We start from the raw sequence: 14,520 nt of genomic DNA on the forward strand, positions 1-14,520 counted from the left end.
CGGCGCAGCCCGCGCGGTGCCGAAGCCCGGATGGCTCGCGGGCCGCGCGGGTACCTTGGGGCTGCGGCCACGCCGGCGTGTGCCCGTAGCGCCCCTTATGCGAAGCTCGCGTCTCCGCCCCGTTGCCGCGAGTCGCCGCCATGCCCGAAGCCTTCATCGTCGCTGCCGTCCGCACCGCAACGGGCCGCCGGGGCGGCCGCCTCGCCGGCTGGCACCCCGCCGACCTGGGCGGCGCCGTCATCGACGCCCTGCTCGACCGCACCGGCGCCGACCCGGCGCTGGTCGAGGACGTGATCGTGGGCTGCGTCAGCCAGGTCGGCGAGCAGGCGATGAACGTCGCCCGCAACATCGTGCTGTCGTCGCGCCTGCCGGAGTCGGTGCCGGCGACCACCGTCGACCGGCAGTGCGGCTCGTCGCAGCAGACGCTGCACTTCGCGGCCCAGGCCGTGATGGCCGGCAGCATGGACGTCGTCATCGCCGCCGGCGTCGAGAGCATGACGCGGGTGCCGATGTTCTCGCCCTCCAGCCTGGCGCAGAAGGCCGGCATGGGCACCTACGTCGGGCGGGCGATGGCGGCACGCTACCCCGACGTCGAGTTCAGCCAGTTCGTCGGCGCCGAGCGCCTTGCCGAGAATTACGACCTCACCAAGGACGCACTCGACGCCTACGCCTGCGAGAGCCAACGGCGCGCCGCCGAGGCGAGTCGCGCCGGCCGCTTCGACGCCGAGATCGTCGAGGTGGGCGTGCGGTCGGCGGACGGCCAGCCGACCGGCGACCGTCACCGCGTCGACGAGGGGATCCGCTTCGACGCGTCGCTCGAGGCGATCCGCGCCGTCAAGCTGATCGCGCCCGGCGGGCGCCTCAGCGCCGCGAGCGCGAGCCAGATCGCCGACGGCGCGGCGGCGCTGATGGTGGTCAGCGAGCGTGGCCTCAGGACGCTCGGCGTGCGTCCGCTCGCGCGCGTTCATCACCTCGGCGTGTTCGGCCACGACCCGGTGATCATGCTCGAGGCGCCGATCCCGGCGACGGCGGCGGCGCTGAAGAAGGCGGGCCTGGTGATCGACGCGATCGACCGCTTCGAGGTCAACGAGGCGTTCGCGTCGGTGCCGCTGGCGTGGCTGCAGGCGACCGGCGCGGATCCGGCGCGTCTCAACCCCGACGGCGGCGCGATCGCGCTCGGCCATCCGCTCGGCGCGTCGGGCGCGCGCCTGATGACCACGCTGCTGCACGGGCTGCAGCGCGACGGCGGCCGCTACGGGCTGCAGACGATGTGCGAAGGCGGCGGCATGGCCAATGTGACGATCGTCGAGCGGGTGTAGGGCCGAGCGTCGACGGACCTGCCCGGCAGCCCGAGCGCCCGCCCGGCGGGCCGTCCCTGCGACGCCGTGGCAGGCGCGGACTCAGCTCGCCGGCGTCGCCCCGCCCTCCTTCAGCGTGCGCGCGCCGGCGCCGCCGCCGTCACCCGCGTCGCCGTCGCGCAGCAGCAGCGTGACGAGCACCGCCGAGTCGGCGCGTGCACGCAACGAGTGGCGCTGACGCGCCGGCAGCACGACCAGCTGCCCGGCGCGCAGGCGACGTACGCCGAGCGCCATCACGACCTCGACGTCGCCCTCGAGGCAGTGGATCGTGCACTCGTCGCCGACGTGGTGCTCGGGCTGGTCCTCGTGCTCGCGCAGCACGAGGTGCAGGAGCTGGATGCGGTCGGACTTCAAGAGGCTCGTGCTGACGCTCGTCCCGAGCGCGTCGCCGAGCGGGCTGACGTTGATGATGTCGAGCAGTTGGGCATGGGGAAGCGCCATCGATCGGTCTCCGGTAGCTGCGTTGCTGACCGCTCGCCAGCACGGAGAGTGCCCGGCCGACGCTGCGCGCGCACCGACGGCGCGGGTGGCGCGCTCGAGCCGGCGCCGGTCGCTCCTAGACGCCGGCCGCCGCCTGTGCGCGCAGGCGCGCCTGCACGTAGGCGCCCTTGGGCACATGCAGCAGGTCGGCGACGCGCCAGAGCACGTGGCGCTCGTGCTCGCACAGGTGCCCGTCGGCATAGGCCACGTTCCACATGTGCTCGATCATGCGGAGCTTTTGCGCCATGTCGAAGCGCTCGTTGATGCGCGAGGTGAAGGTGAAGAGGTCGGTCGCCTTCTGCGCGGTCGTCTCGGCGATTTCGGCCAGGCGCCGCGCCTCGGTCTGGGTGAGCGCGAACTTGTCGCGCAGGGCGGCAAGCACCGCGTCGCGCTCGTCGGCGTGGAAGGTGGCGTCGGCACGCATCACCTCGACCAGCATCACCGCGGTGGCGAGCTGCAGCAGGTGCTCGGCGACGCTCGGGCTCGCGTCGGCGGGTGCCGGCCGCAGACTGTCGATGAAGTCCTTGAGGCTCGAGAGCATGGGGTCCGGATGATGCCAGCCGCGCCTGCGCCAGGCGCGGTCGGTGGCGTCAGTCGCTCTGCCGGGTGAGCGCGGCGAGCTCCCACTGCCCCTCGGCCTCGTCGTGGCGCAGCACGTACAGCTGGTCGTCGTCGGCGTCGACCTTGAACCAGCGCTGGGTGGCGCCGAACCAGCGGTCGACGATGCCGCGCACGGCGACGCGCCGCTCGCCGAACCAGATCGCCAGCGGCTCCGGATCGCCGCGGTAACCGGGCTGGCACTCGACGCGAAGGCTCATGCGCGGAAGATAGCGCCGATCGGGCAGGCCCGCCCCCGCGCGCGCCGAACCCGCATGCGGCATGCCGGCATGCGGGTTGCTGCCCTTGGCGACACCTTCATCGTCCCCGGCATGAACGATCGACCACCCCTGCGCGCGCTGCTGCTCGACATCGACGGCACGCTCCTCGACAGCAACGACGCGCACGCGCGTTCCTGGGCCCAGACCCTTGAGCAGCACGGCTGCCCGGTTCCGTACGAGCGTGTGCGCAGCCTCATCGGCAAAGGGTCCGACCATCTGCTGCCCGACCTGCTCGGCATCGACGCCGACGGCACGCTCGGCGAACGACTGGTCGCCGACCGCCGCCGCCGCTTCGTCGCGGACTGGCTGCCGAAGCTCGCGCCGACGCGCGGCGCGCGCGAACTGCTCGAGCGTCTGAAGGCCGCCGGCATCGAGCGCGTGATCGCGACCTCGGCGGGCGAATCCGAGCTCGACGGCTTGCTGCGCCAGGCCGGCATCGCCGACCTCGTCGACATCGCGACGAGCTCGGGCGACGCCGAGCACTCCAAGCCGGACCCCGACATCGTGTGCGCGGCGCTCGCCAAGGCCGACCTGGACGCCGAGGCGGTGCTGATGCTCGGCGACACGCCGTACGACATCGAGGCGGCGCGCCGCGCCGGCGTCGGTACCATCGCGCTGCGCTCGGGTGGCTGGTGGAACGATGCCGCGCTCGCGGGCGCGGTCGCGATCTACGACGATCCCGCGGACCTCCTCGCGCACTGGGACGAGTCGCCGCTCGCGCGGCGCGCCAGCCGACGCTGAGCCCGCGCGGCGGCGCCGCCGAGCCGCCGCGGGCAGCGCCAAGCGGGCACCCAGGCGGCTACCGAGCCGGTCGATCCGGCTGCCGCGAGCTCGCATGGCCGTCCGGCGGAACGGGCATGACGACCCGGCCGGCCCCCGGCGACGCACCGCGCGAGAATGCGGCGACAGCCGGGCCCTCGCGCCGGGCGAGGAGCCCCCGCGCATGCGTCCTGCCGCCGATCGATCCGCCCGTTTCATCCAGCTCCACGTCGGCGACTCCGCGGCCGAGCGCGACGCGGCGGCAGCCGGTCTGATGGCGAGCCCGGCGACGATTTCGCCCAAGCACTTCTACGACGGGCTCGGCTCGCGTCTTTTCGAGGCGATCACGGAGCTGCCGGAGTACTACGCGACGCGCACCGAAGCCGCGATCTTCGAGACGCACGGACCAGCGATCGCCGAGGCGATCGGCAGCGGTGCGACGTTGGTCGACCTGGGTGCGGGCAACTGCGAGAAGGCGCTGCGGCTCTTTCCGCTGCTCGAGCCGCGCCGCTACGTCGCCGTCGACATCTCGGCCGAGTTCCTGCGCCATGCGCTGCAACGCGTCGCGCACGAGCACCCGGCGGTCGACGTGGTCGGCATCGGGCTCGACCTCACCGAGCCGCTCGCGCTGCCCGAGGGCCTCGCCGGCGAGCGCCCGGTGTTCTTCTATCCGGGGTCGAGCATCGGCAACTTCACGCCCGACGCCGCAGTCGAGCTGCTGCGCGGCGTGCGAAAGCAGGCAAGCGGCGGCGGCCTCCTCGTCGGAGTCGACCTCGTCAAGCCCGCTGCGCTGCTGAACGCAGCGTACGACGATGCGCTCGGCGTCACGGCGGCGTTCAACCTGAACGCGCTGCGCAACCTCAACCGCCTGCTCGCGAGCGACTTCGACCCCGCCGACTGGCGCCACGTGGCGTTCTTCGACGCCGCGGCGAGCCGCGTCGAGATGCACCTCGAGGCGCGGCGCGAGCTCACCGTCCGCTGCCCGGGCATCGCGCGCCGCTTCGCCGCCGGCGAGCGCATCCACACCGAGAACTCGTGCAAGTACACCCCCGAGTCGTTCGCGGCCCTGCTCGGCCGCGCGGGCTTCGGCAAACCGCGCCAGTGGACCGACGCGCAGGGCTGGTTCGGGGTGTTCTGGGCGCCGGCCGACTAGCACGTCGGGGCGATCACTCGCCGGCCGGAGCCCGCGCGACGTCGGAGGCATGACAGCGCCGGGCGAGCCGCAGGTGCTCGCGCGGCCCATCGTCGGCCGCCTCAGAACGCCGCGACGAACGCGGCGAGCCGCTCGCGCGACGCACGCGCCGCGGACTCGTCCCGGCCGACGTGAACGCCGGCGCGGTCGACGCCGTTCGACACGTCCGTGCGAAAGCGCAGCGCCGCGTCGATGTCGAACGCGTGCGCAGCGCCCGGATAGAGCTCGATCTGCGGCCGCACCCCACGCGCCTCGGCCACGAGCGCCACGCAGGGGGCGGCCGGCGTCCAGTCGTCCGCGTCGCCGATCAGGATGAGTAGCGGCAGCGCCGCCTCGAAGCCGTGCCGGCGCGCCGGTGCGCAGCCCGGGTAGAACGCCACCGCGAACGCCGGCTGCGCCGGCGCCGCCGCAACCGCCGGGTCGCGTCGGTTGACGGCCGCGAGCACGGTGCTGCCGCCGTGCGAGAAACCGACGATGCCGATGCGCCGGGAGTCGACGTCGGCCCTCGTCGCAAGCCACGCCACCGCGCCGAGAGCGTCGAGGCGGCGCGCGGCGATCGTCACCGCCGGCTGCTCGCCGCGACCGCGGGTGCATACCTCGACCACTCTGCGCGGCCGCATCGAATCGACGACGAGCGCATGCAATCCTTGCGCGTTGAAGAACGCGGCGTAGTCGAGCATCTGCCGGGTGAGGCGCTGGCTGCGCGGCGCATAGGCGCCGTTGCAACCGTGGAACAGCGCGACCGCGGGTGCGCGCCGCGCCGCCACCGCGGGCTCCGATGCCGCCCCGGCTGCACCGACAGCCGGCGCGGCGAACCACCAGCCGACGAGCTCGACGGCACCGGTGGCGCCCGCGTCGAGGCTCGGCAGCGTCACCCGCTCGGCGGCCGACGCGGTGGTCATCGCTACCGTGAGGCCGAGCGCGGGCAACACGCGCGAGGCAGCAGAACCCAGGCGCGCCAGCAGCGCACGGCCCGCCCGACGGACCGGACGGACGCCGGGCGGGCGCGCCATGCGAGCCGGCGCGACGACCGGCAGCGGCGTGCCCCGCACGATAGGGGCTGAGGCGTCGGCACGCTCGGCGCCGGTGGTTTTCATCGCGGCTCCGTGCGGCTGACGCGGTAGTGCAGGAACAGCTCGTCACCCACCTGCTTCGCGTCGAGCAGGCGCAGCCGCCGCATCTCGTCGAACGTGAAGCCGGTGCCGCCGGCGAGCGACGGCGTCCGGCCGCCGATCACCAGCGGGCAGAGCGTCACGTGCATCTCGTCGAGGGCGTCGGCAGCGAGGAACTGGAACACCAGGTCGCCGCCGGCTTCGACGAGCACGCGCTCGACGCCACGCCGGCGCAGCACGTCGACGATCCAGCCGATCGGCAGATCCTCGTCCCCGCCGGGCCACGCCTCGAACGCGTCCGGAAACGCGTCGCGCACGTCGCGCGCCTCCGGGCGCTCGAACGCCGCCGCACGGGTGATGAAAAGCGGGCGGACCCGCGCGTCGGTGAGGAACGCACGCTCGAGCGGCACGTCGAGCGCGCGAGTGACGACGACGTTCCACGGCCGGTGGCCCGGCGGCGCGGGCACCGGCGGCTCGACCAGCGACGGGTTCGGCCAGCGCCGGAACGTCGCGCCGCCGACCAGCACGGCGTCGGCCTGGGCCCGCAGCTCGCTCATGCGCACGAGGTCGTGCGCGCTGCCGAGCGAGGTGAAGCGACCCTCGCGCGTGTTGATGCGGCCGTCGAGCGAGACCGCGTTGTTGCTGAAGACCTTCATGCGGCCTCCGCATCAGTGCAGCATCAGCCGCGGTCGCGGGTGATCTGAACGCCGGCCCACTCGAGCCCCTGCACCGGTGGACGTTTGCGCACGGTGACCTCGACCGACTGCACGAGCGGATGGCGCAGCGCGACTTCCGCCAGCACTTCGGCGACCCGCTCGATCAGCAGGTACTCGCCGTCCTGCACCGCATCGATCATGTCGCCGGCGAGACGGTAGTCGACGGTCGCCTCCAGGTCGTCGGCAAGGCCGGCCTTCTGCAGCGAGCCGCAGAAGAGGCGTACGCCGACGCGCAACGATTGCGGGGTCGCGCGCTCGGGCGCCGAACAGCCGACCCGGCACGGGACTTCCAGGCCTTCGAGAAAGAGCACGTCCATCGGTGGCCTTCCGGTTCGAGGATGTCGGGAGAGCGGCGCCGAAAGTCGGCGCCGGGTGAAGCGTTGGCGGCGCCGGCGAGCCGCGCGAGAGAGGCTTCCGGCGCGTCGCCGCTGCGTCAGGCGTGCGCGTCGACCCAGCCGCCGACCGACGCCAGCGCCGCTTCGAGCTTGCTGGCGTCGGTGCCGCCGGCCATCGCGAGGTCGGGCTTGCCGCCACCCTTGCCGCCGACCTGGCCGGCAACGAAGTTGACGAGCTCGCCCGCCTTCACGCGCGAGGTGGCGTCGGCGGTCACGCCGGCCGCGAGCTGGACCCGGCTGCCGTCGACCGCGGCCAGCACGATCACTGCGGTCTTGAGCTTGTCCTTGAGCTTGTCGAGCGTGTCGCGCAGCGTCTTCGCATCGGCGCCATCGAGGCGCGCGGCGAGCACCTTGAGGCCCTTCACGTCGACCGCGCGCGCCACCAGGTCGTCGCCCTGCGACGAGGCAAGGCGCCCCTTCAGCGCCGCGACCTCCTTGTCGAGCGTGCGCACCTGTTCAAGCACCTGGCCGACGCGCGCCGGCACTTCGGCCGGCGCCGCCTTCAGCGCCGAGGCCAGGCGCTGCAGCGTCGTCTCGAGCGACTGCAGGTAGGCGAGCGCGTTCTCGCCGGTCACCGCCTCGACCCGCCGCACGCCGGCGGCGACGCCGCTCTCGGCGACGATCTTGAAGAGGCCGATGTCGCCGGTGCGCTGCACGTGGGTGCCGCCGCAGAGCTCGCGGCTCGACCCGATGTCGAGCACGCGAACCTCGTCGCCGTACTTCTCGCCGAACAGCATCATGGCGCCGAGCTTTTGCGCCTCGCCGATCGGCAGCACGCGCGCGACGGTGGCGCGGTTCTCGAGGATCTCGGCATTGACCTTCTGCTCGACCGCGCGGATCTGCTCGTCGGTCAGCGGCGATTGGTGCACGAAGTCGAAGCGCGTGCGCTCCGGCGTGACGAGCGAGCCCTTCTGCTGCACGTGCTCGCCGAGCACCTCGCGCAGCGCCTTGTGCATGAGGTGGGTCGCGCTGTGGTTGCGCATCGTGCGGGCGCGCCGCTCGACGTCGACCTTGGCGTCGACGACGTCGCCGACGCGCAGCTCGCCCTCCATCACGCGGCCTTCGTGGCCGAACGCCGCCGCCTGGATCTTGATGGTGTCCTCGACGACAACGCGGGTGGTGCCGTTGCGCAGCTCGCCGGTGTCGCCGACCTGCCCGCCCGACTCGGCATAGAACGGCGTGTGGTCGAGCACGACCACCGCGTCGTCGCCGGCCCGCGCGACCTCGACCTGGCTGCCGTCGACGTAGAGCGCGACCACCGTGGCGGCGTCGTGCACGAGCTTGTCGTAGCCGTGGAAGCTGGTGTCGCCGCCGGTGTAGTCGAGGCCTTGCGCGACCTTGAACTTGCCGGCTGCGCGCGCCTGCTCGCGCTGCCGCTTCATGGCCGCCTCGAAGGCGTCGGTGTCGACTGCGACGCCGCGCTCGCGGCAGACGTCGGCGGTCAGGTCGAGCGGGAAGCCGTACGTGTCGTGGAGCTGGAACGCGAGCTCGCCCGATAGCGTTCGCACCTTCGCGGAGCTGCCGATCGCGTCGGTCGCCTGCTCGGCGGCGCGCACCCCGGCCGCGTCGGTCGCGCCCGGCGCGCCGAGCTCGGCGAGCGCACGCTCGAGGATCTCCATGCCGGTCGCGATGGTCTGGAAGAAGCGTTCCTCCTCCTGCTTGAGCACGTCCATCACGCGCTGCTTCTCGCGGCGCAGCTCGGGGTAGGCGTCGCCCATCTCGGCAGCGAGGTCGACGACGAGGCGATGGAAGAACGGCTGCCGCGCGCCGAGCTTGTAGCCGTGACGGATCGCGCGCCGGGTGATCCGGCGCAGCACGTAGCCACGCCCCTCGTTGCCCGGGATCACGCCGTCGGCGACCGTGAACGCGCAGGCGCGGATGTGATCGGCGATCACCTTGAGCGACGGGCTCGCGGCGTCGCAGTCCTTCGCGCCGGACTCGTCGACCGCTTTCTTGGCCGCCGCGAGCAGCGTCACGAAGAGGTCGATCTCGTAGTTCGAGTGCACATGCTGCAGCACCGCCGTCAGGCGCTCGAGGCCCATGCCGGTGTCGACGCTCGGCTTGGGCAGCGGGTGCATCTGGTACGCGCCCTTGTCGTCCAACTGGCGGTTGAACTGCATGAACACGTTGTTCCAGATCTCGATGTAGCGGTCGCCGTCCTGCTCGGGCGAGCCCGGCGGGCCGCCGGCCACGTCGGGGCCGTGGTCGTAGAAGATCTCCGAGCACGGCCCGCACGGACCGGTGTCGCCCATCATCCAGAAGTTGTCCGACGCGTAGCGCGCGCCCTTGTTGTCGCCGATCCGCACGATGCGCTCGGCCGGCAGCCCGATCACGTCCTTCCAGATGTCGTAGGCCTCGTCGTCCTCGGCGTACACGGTCGCCCAGAGGCGTTCCTTCGGCAGCTTGTAGACCTCGGTCAGCAGCTCCCACGCGAACGCCAGCGCGTCGCGCTTGAAGTAGTCGCCGAACGAGAAGTTGCCGAGCATCTCGAAGAACGTGTGGTGGCGCGCGGTGTAGCCCACGTTCTCGAGGTCGTTGTGCTTGCCGCCGGCGCGGATGCACTTCTGCGCGGTCGCCGCGCGCATGTAGGGCCGCTTGTCGAAGCCGAGGAAGACGTCCTTGAACTGGTTCATCCCGGCGTTGGTGAACAGCAGCGTCGGGTCGTCGCCCGGAATCACCGGGCTCGACGACACGACGGTGTGGCCCTTGCCCTCGAAGAACGAGAGGAAGGTGGAGCGGATCTCGGAGGCTTTCATCGCATTTCTCAGGTCAACGTTCGGATGCCGACGCGCTCGGCCGCGCGCGCCAGCTTGGCGTCGCGGGTGGCCAGAGGCACGCGCTCGCCGAGGCACAGGTCGATGTAGATCGCGTCGTACGCGCTGAGGTCATGGACCAGCGCAAGTTCCAGATAGCGTGCGGCATCGTCGTGCCACGGCGCCGCGACACGCGCGTCGAGGCTGGCGACTTCGGCGATGAACGCGGCCGCGTCGTCGCGATCGAAACGCCTGCTGCGCACGGCGCTGCGAATCGCGTTGGCGACTTCGAGCGGCCAGATGAAGGGGACCAGCAACGCGTCGCCGAACACATCGGAGATCGACGTCGGCGTCGGCTCATCGGGCAGCACGCAAGCCAGCGCGTACGAACTGTCGACGACCACGGTCATGGCTGACCCGTCGCAGCCTTCAGGATCTGGTCGCCGCGGCTGTCGCGGTCCTCGCGGATCCACGAGACGATCTCATCGCTCGTGATCGGGCCGTACTTCGCGCGTGCTTCGGCGGCGATCCGCTGCATCTCCGTGATCGCGCGCATGCGCTTCTCACGGTCGAACGCAGGCTCGCTCCTGACCGGCACGAGCTTGGCGACCGGCCTGTTGTGGCGCGTGATGACGACCTCTTCGCCGCGCTCGGCGCGCGCCACGAGCTCGGAAAGATGCGTCTTGGCCTCGAAGAGGCCGATGGTCGTGCTGCTCATGGGGGGTTCTGGTTGAACCAACCAGATTCTACGGCGGGTGCGCCGGCGGCCCGTGCCTTCAGCCCGCTGCGCCGACGCGGATCGCGCACTCGATCACTCGTCGTTGGCGGCGTCGCGGACCTGGTGCTCGTGAAAGTTCGAGAAGCCGCTGCGGCCCTCGGCCGGGGCGGCGGCGGCGAAGGCGAGCGCCTTGCGCAGCAGCCGCTCGGCGTCGACGCCGTCCTCGGGGTAGGTCGACTGCCCGACCGCGACCGCGACCGAGACGTCGTTGCCGCCGACGCTGAAGGTGCGCAGCAGCGTCTCGGTCACCTTGGCGGCGACGCGATCGGCGTCGGCCGGTGCGAGCAGGCTGCCGAGCAGGACCGCGAAGCGGTCCTCGCCGATCGAGGCGACGACGTCGCTCGCGCGCACGCCGGCGCGCAGGCGCACCGCGACGCGGCGCCGCAGCACGTCGGCCACCGACGTGCCGAAGCGCGCCGCGACGCTGGCGAGCCCTTCGATGCGGATGCCGAGCACGGCCATCGGCGACGGTTCGCGCTCGCGCAGTGCGAGCAGATGGCTCACGTGCTCGACGAACTGCTCGCGATGCGGCAGGCCCGTCGCGGTGTCGGTCGAGTACGCGCGGCGCGCCGCCAGCGCAGCGCGCTGGCGCTCGATGGCGAGTCGCGTGCGCCGCGCGAGCGCGCGGCCGGTCAGCCCGGCCGGCTCGACGACGTCGTGCGCGCCGGCGCCGATCCAGTGCAGCACCGCTTCGGGCGCAGGGTCGGCGTCGATCGCGAGCACCGCGCTGAGCGGGATGCCGGCGTCGAGCAGCGCGCGCACGGACGCATCGACGATGACGGCGTCGAACCCGGCCGCCGCGATGGCGTCGTTGGTCTGCAATGCCACCTCGCGATCGGCCAGCGTGAACGGGCCGAACGGCGAATCGCAGAAGCCCGCCAGCGCCGCGTCGTCGACCTCCGCGAGCACCAGCACGCGGAACGGTGCGACCGCCGCGGGGCCGCGTGCGTTCAACCCGCTCCTCTCGTCGGCGGCTTTGCGTAGAGCTGGTCCGCGACCGCTTCCGGCGCCATCGTCCGCCAGCGTTCCCGCGTCGCGAGCTCGCGCACGACGGCGCGCGCCTCTTCGGGCTTGAGCACCGCATCGAGTTCGAGCACGCGCGCCAGGCAACGCTCGACCCACTCGTCGGTATCGCGCACGTAGGCAGCGCCGGCGCTCCAGTTGGTGGGGATGACTTCGGTACGGTCGAACGGCGTGTCGGCGGGCATGCGGCAGGTCCTGCAGGCGGCGGGTACGACGAGCGGGCGACGACGCCCGCCCGCTTGCGGCGGCGAGAGCATAGCCCTTCCGATCCCCGCGTTGAAAGTGGGTCGGCGGGCTGCGCCAGAGGGCCCCGGCACCGCGCACCGCACGCACGGCAGCGCGCCGCGCTGCGGGAGCCCGCCGCCGGCAGCAGGGCGGCGCTGCGGGATACTGCCCCGCGTCGATCCTGCTCCAAGCCGATGGCCGAACCCCCGCGTCCCGCCGCCCCGCTCGCGCGCTACCGCCAGAAGCGCGACTTCGGCCGCACGCCGGAACCCGCCGGCGACCCCGCGGCCCGCTCCGCCGGAACGTCGCCAAGCTTCGTGATCCAGAAGCACTGGGCGAGCCGCCTGCACTACGACTTCCGGCTCGAATGGGACGGCGTGCTGCTGAGCTGGGCGGTGCCCAAGGGCCCGTCGTTCGACCCTGCCGAGAAGCGCATCGCGGTGCACGTCGAGGACCACCCGCTCGGCTACGCGAGCTTCGAGGGCACGATTCCGCCGAAGCAGTACGGCGCCGGCCGCGTGATCGTCTGGGACCGCGGCACCTGGGAGCCGGTCGGCGACCCGGCTGCCGGCATGCGCGACGGCAAGCTCGTGTTCCGCCTGCACGGCGAGAAGCTCGCGGGCCTGTGGGAACTGGTCCGCATCGCCAAGCCGGGCGACCGCCAGGACACCTGGATCCTCTTCAAGAAGCGCGACGCCTGGGCGCGCGCGCTCGCCGATTACGACGTGATCGCGGCGCTGCCGGACAGCGTGGTCGCGACCCCGCTCGGGCCGGTCGAGGCCCGCGAGCCGCGCGACGCGTGTGCGGCGCCGGCTCGCGTCGACCGCATCGACGTCGACGTCGCGGGCGCTCCGCGCAGCGCGCTGCCGCGCCGTCTCGCGCCGCAACTCGCGACGCTCGCAGCCGCACCGCCCGACGGTGCCGGTTGGATCGTCGAGACCAAGCTCGACGGCTACCGCCTGATGAGCCGCGTCGAGAACGGGCGCGCGCGGCTCATCACCCGCGGCGGCCACGACTGGACCGACCGCCTCGCGCCCGTCGCCGCGGCGCTCGAAGCGCTCGCCACCGGCGATGCCTGGCTCGACGGCGAGATCGTGGTGATGGGCGCCGGGGGCGTTCCGGACTTCAACGCCCTGCAGAGCGCGATCGACGGCGGCGCGCCCGACAAGATCGAGTACTTCGTGTTCGATGCGCCGTTCCTCGACGGCCGCGACCTGCGCGCGCTGCCGCTCGCCGAACGGCGCGCCGCGCTGCGGCGCGTGTTCGCCGCCGCGCCGCCGAGCGCCGTGCGCTTCAGCGAGGACTTTCCCGCGACGCCCGCGCAGATGCTCGAGGCCGCGTGCCGCATGAAGCTCGAAGGCGTGATCGCCAAGCGCGCCGACGCGCCGTACGTGTCGGCGCGCACCACCACGTGGCTCAAGCTCAAGTGCGCGAGGCGCCAGGAGTTCGTGATCTGCGGGTTCACCGATCGCAGCGGCGCCAAGGACGAGGTCGGCAGCCTGATCCTCGGCTATCACGCGAACGGCGTGCTGCGCTACGCCGGCAACGTCGGCACCGGCTGGGACGGCCGCACCGGCAGCGCGCTGCACCGGCGCCTGGTGGCGATCGAGGTCGCGACGCCGACGCTCGATCCGGAGGCGGTCAAACCCGGGCGCTGGTCCAAGCGCAGTGCGGGCGGCGAGCGCTGGGTCGAGCCGGTGCTGGTGGCCGAGGTCGCGTTCACCGACTGGACGCCCGACGGCCACGTCCGACACCCGCTCTTCAAGGCGCTGCGCGACGACAAGGATGCGGCCGAAGTGACGCGCGAGGATGCCGAGGCGGTGCCGGTGGTCGCCGCGCCGACGACGCCACCAATGCCGAAGGCGCCATCCGTGGCCGCCCGCACGACCGCCGCCGCGGCGCCCGGACGCGCGCGCGGGCCCGCCGCCCCGCTCAAGATCAGCAATCCCGAGCGCGTGATCGATGCCTCCACCGGTCTCAAGAAGCGCGACCTCCTGCATTACTACGAGAGCGTCGCCGAGCGCATGCTGCCGCACCTCGCCGCGCGGCCGGTGTCGCTGGTGCGTGCGCCCGACGGCATTGGCGGCGAGCTGTTCTTCCAGAAGCACCCCGAGACGCGGCTGCCGGGCCTGCGCGTGATGGCCGACGGGCTCTGGCCCGGCCACGGCCGCCTGCTCGCGATCGACGACGCCGACGCGCTGCTCGCCGCGGCGCAGATGAACACCATCGAGTTCCACACCTGGAACTCGACCGAGACGCGCATCGACAAGCCCGACCGCGTGGTGTTCGACCTGGACCCCGGCGAGGGCGTGAGCTGGGCCCACCTGCAGGAGGCCGCGCTGCTGACGCGCACCCTGCTCGCCGAACTCGGGCTCGAGAGCTGGCTCAAGACGAGCGGCGGCAAGGGCCTGCACGTGGTCGCGCCGATCACGCCACGTCACGTCGACGCGGTGGTGAGCGACCTCGCGCGCGCGGTGGTGCTGCACCTCGCGAAGACGATCCCGTCGCGCTTCGTCGCGAAGAGCGGCGCGGCCAATCGCGTCGGCCGGATCTTCGTGGACTGGATCCGCAACCGTCGCGCGCAGACCACCGCGGTCGCGTTCTCGGCGCGTGCGCGGCCCGGGCTCGGCGTCTCGATGCCGGTGCCGTGGGACGAGCTGATGGCGCTGAAGGGCGGCGCACAGTGGACCATCGCGACCGCACGCGAGCACCTCAGCTTCGAGCGGGACGATCCGTGGGCCGGCTACTGGAGCGCGCGCCAGACCCTGACCCGGGCGATGAAGACGCTCGGGGTCGATCCCGCGAGGAGCTGAAAGCAGGCTGTCGCCGCGACGCGCCCGGCTTGTCCGCA

Annotated in this window: 15 protein-coding genes; 4 read left to right on the forward strand and 11 right to left on the reverse strand. The window is 72.7% G+C overall.

The window, feature by feature from the left end; translation table 11 throughout:
* The first annotated feature begins 140 nt into the window (after positions 1-140).
* Positions 141-1,319: an acetyl-CoA C-acetyltransferase gene (locus tag HQN59_RS18890; protein WP_176070674.1), complete on the forward strand. Its 1,179-nt coding sequence runs from the start codon at positions 141-143 to the stop codon at positions 1,317-1,319.
* Positions 1,320-1,400: 81 nt separating this feature from the next.
* Here HQN59_RS18890 and HQN59_RS18895 read toward each other — a convergent pair whose 3' ends face one another.
* From HQN59_RS18895 to HQN59_RS18905, 3 genes are all read right to left on the reverse strand, one after another.
* Complete coding sequence (locus HQN59_RS18895; RefSeq protein ID WP_176070675.1) at positions 1,401-1,799, reverse strand: cupin domain-containing protein; 399 nt, start codon at positions 1,797-1,799, stop codon at positions 1,401-1,403.
* A 115-nt stretch (positions 1,800-1,914) separates the two neighbouring features.
* The gene (locus HQN59_RS18900) at positions 1,915-2,379 is read right to left on the reverse strand and encodes a tellurite resistance TerB family protein (protein WP_176070676.1); all 465 of its coding nucleotides are present in this window, start codon (positions 2,377-2,379) and stop codon (positions 1,915-1,917) included.
* 49 nt (positions 2,380-2,428) lie between these two features.
* On the reverse strand, positions 2,429-2,656 hold the full coding sequence (locus HQN59_RS18905; RefSeq protein WP_217704213.1) for a hypothetical protein: 228 nt from the start codon (positions 2,654-2,656) through the stop codon (positions 2,429-2,431).
* 69 nt (positions 2,657-2,725) lie between these two features.
* Here HQN59_RS18905 and HQN59_RS18910 point away from each other — a divergent pair, with 69 nt between their 5' ends.
* Positions 2,726-3,457, forward strand: a complete 732-nt coding sequence (locus tag HQN59_RS18910) for an HAD family hydrolase (RefSeq protein ID WP_217704214.1) — start codon at positions 2,726-2,728, stop codon at positions 3,455-3,457.
* Between the two features lie 202 nt (positions 3,458-3,659).
* Positions 3,660-4,628, forward strand: a complete 969-nt coding sequence (gene egtD, locus HQN59_RS18915) for an L-histidine N(alpha)-methyltransferase (protein ID WP_176070677.1) — start codon at positions 3,660-3,662, stop codon at positions 4,626-4,628.
* Between the two features lie 101 nt (positions 4,629-4,729).
* On the opposite strand, the gene HQN59_RS18920 is transcribed toward egtD, so the two are convergent.
* The 8 genes from HQN59_RS18920 to HQN59_RS18955 all read right to left on the reverse strand — a co-directional run bounded on the left by HQN59_RS18920 (position 4,730) and on the right by HQN59_RS18955 (position 11,629).
* Entirely contained in the window at positions 4,730-5,764 is a 1,035-nt protein-coding gene (locus HQN59_RS18920) for a dienelactone hydrolase family protein (RefSeq protein ID WP_176070678.1), read from the reverse strand.
* The gene (locus tag HQN59_RS18925) at positions 5,761-6,435 is read right to left on the reverse strand and encodes a RibD family protein (protein WP_176070679.1); all 675 of its coding nucleotides are present in this window, start codon (positions 6,433-6,435) and stop codon (positions 5,761-5,763) included. Before HQN59_RS18925 ends, HQN59_RS18920 begins: the two co-directional genes overlap by 4 nt.
* Positions 6,436-6,458: 23 nt before the next feature.
* A complete protein-coding gene (locus HQN59_RS18930) occupies positions 6,459-6,812 on the reverse strand; it encodes a dihydroneopterin aldolase (RefSeq protein ID WP_176070680.1) in 354 nt (117 codons plus the stop codon).
* Between the two features lie 116 nt (positions 6,813-6,928).
* Positions 6,929-9,646, reverse strand: coding sequence for an alanine--tRNA ligase (gene alaS, locus HQN59_RS18935; RefSeq protein WP_176070681.1), 2,718 nt, complete (start codon positions 9,644-9,646; stop codon positions 6,929-6,931).
* Positions 9,647-9,654: 8 nt separating this feature from the next.
* The gene (locus tag HQN59_RS18940; protein WP_176070682.1) at positions 9,655-10,053 is read right to left on the reverse strand and encodes a type II toxin-antitoxin system VapC family toxin; all 399 of its coding nucleotides are present in this window, start codon (positions 10,051-10,053) and stop codon (positions 9,655-9,657) included.
* Complete coding sequence (locus HQN59_RS18945; protein ID WP_176070683.1) at positions 10,050-10,361, reverse strand: type II toxin-antitoxin system Phd/YefM family antitoxin; 312 nt, start codon at positions 10,359-10,361, stop codon at positions 10,050-10,052. Before HQN59_RS18945 ends, HQN59_RS18940 begins: the two co-directional genes overlap by 4 nt.
* 93 nt (positions 10,362-10,454) lie before the next feature.
* On the reverse strand, positions 10,455-11,375 hold the full coding sequence (locus HQN59_RS18950; protein ID WP_176070684.1) for a diguanylate cyclase domain-containing protein: 921 nt from the start codon (positions 11,373-11,375) through the stop codon (positions 10,455-10,457).
* Positions 11,372-11,629, reverse strand: a complete 258-nt coding sequence (locus HQN59_RS18955; RefSeq protein WP_176070685.1) for a hypothetical protein — start codon at positions 11,627-11,629, stop codon at positions 11,372-11,374. The genes HQN59_RS18950 and HQN59_RS18955 overlap by 4 nt, the downstream gene beginning before the upstream one ends.
* A 234-nt stretch (positions 11,630-11,863) precedes the next feature.
* On the opposite strand from HQN59_RS18955, the gene ligD reads away from it, so the two are divergent.
* On the forward strand, positions 11,864-14,482 hold the full coding sequence (ligD, locus tag HQN59_RS18960; protein ID WP_176070686.1) for a DNA ligase D: 2,619 nt from the start codon (positions 11,864-11,866) through the stop codon (positions 14,480-14,482).
* The last annotated feature ends 38 nt before the right edge of the window (positions 14,483-14,520 follow it).

The sequence above is a fragment of the Rhizobacter koreensis genome (assembly GCF_013366375.1).
Taxonomy (GTDB): domain Bacteria; phylum Pseudomonadota; class Gammaproteobacteria; order Burkholderiales; family Burkholderiaceae_C; genus Schlegelella_A; species Schlegelella_A koreensis.

Coding starts and splice junctions, on each gene's coding strand:
- HQN59_RS18945 (WP_176070683.1), bottom strand. CDS start 10,361: ATGAGCAGCACGACCATCGGCCTCTTCGAGGCCAAGACGCATCTTTCC.
- HQN59_RS18940 (WP_176070682.1), bottom strand. CDS start 10,053: ATGACCGTGGTCGTCGACAGTTCGTACGCGCTGGCTTGCGTGCTGCCC.
- HQN59_RS18930 (WP_176070680.1), bottom strand. CDS start 6,812: ATGGACGTGCTCTTTCTCGAAGGCCTGGAAGTCCCGTGCCGGGTCGGC.
- HQN59_RS18895 (WP_176070675.1), bottom strand. CDS start 1,799: ATGGCGCTTCCCCATGCCCAACTGCTCGACATCATCAACGTCAGCCCG.
- HQN59_RS18905 (WP_217704213.1), bottom strand. CDS start 2,656: ATGAGCCTTCGCGTCGAGTGCCAGCCCGGTTACCGCGGCGATCCGGAG.
- HQN59_RS18910 (WP_217704214.1), top strand. CDS start 2,726: ATGCGGGTTGCTGCCCTTGGCGACACCTTCATCGTCCCCGGCATGAAC.
- HQN59_RS18925 (WP_176070679.1), bottom strand. CDS start 6,435: ATGAAGGTCTTCAGCAACAACGCGGTCTCGCTCGACGGCCGCATCAAC.
- HQN59_RS18890 (WP_176070674.1), top strand. CDS start 141: ATGCCCGAAGCCTTCATCGTCGCTGCCGTCCGCACCGCAACGGGCCGC.
- ligD (WP_176070686.1), top strand. CDS start 11,864: ATGGCCGAACCCCCGCGTCCCGCCGCCCCGCTCGCGCGCTACCGCCAG.
- egtD (WP_176070677.1), top strand. CDS start 3,660: ATGCGTCCTGCCGCCGATCGATCCGCCCGTTTCATCCAGCTCCACGTC.
- alaS (WP_176070681.1), bottom strand. CDS start 9,646: ATGAAAGCCTCCGAGATCCGCTCCACCTTCCTCTCGTTCTTCGAGGGC.
- HQN59_RS18920 (WP_176070678.1), bottom strand. CDS start 5,764: ATGAAAACCACCGGCGCCGAGCGTGCCGACGCCTCAGCCCCTATCGTG.
- HQN59_RS18955 (WP_176070685.1), bottom strand. CDS start 11,629: ATGCCCGCCGACACGCCGTTCGACCGTACCGAAGTCATCCCCACCAAC.
- HQN59_RS18900 (WP_176070676.1), bottom strand. CDS start 2,379: ATGCTCTCGAGCCTCAAGGACTTCATCGACAGTCTGCGGCCGGCACCC.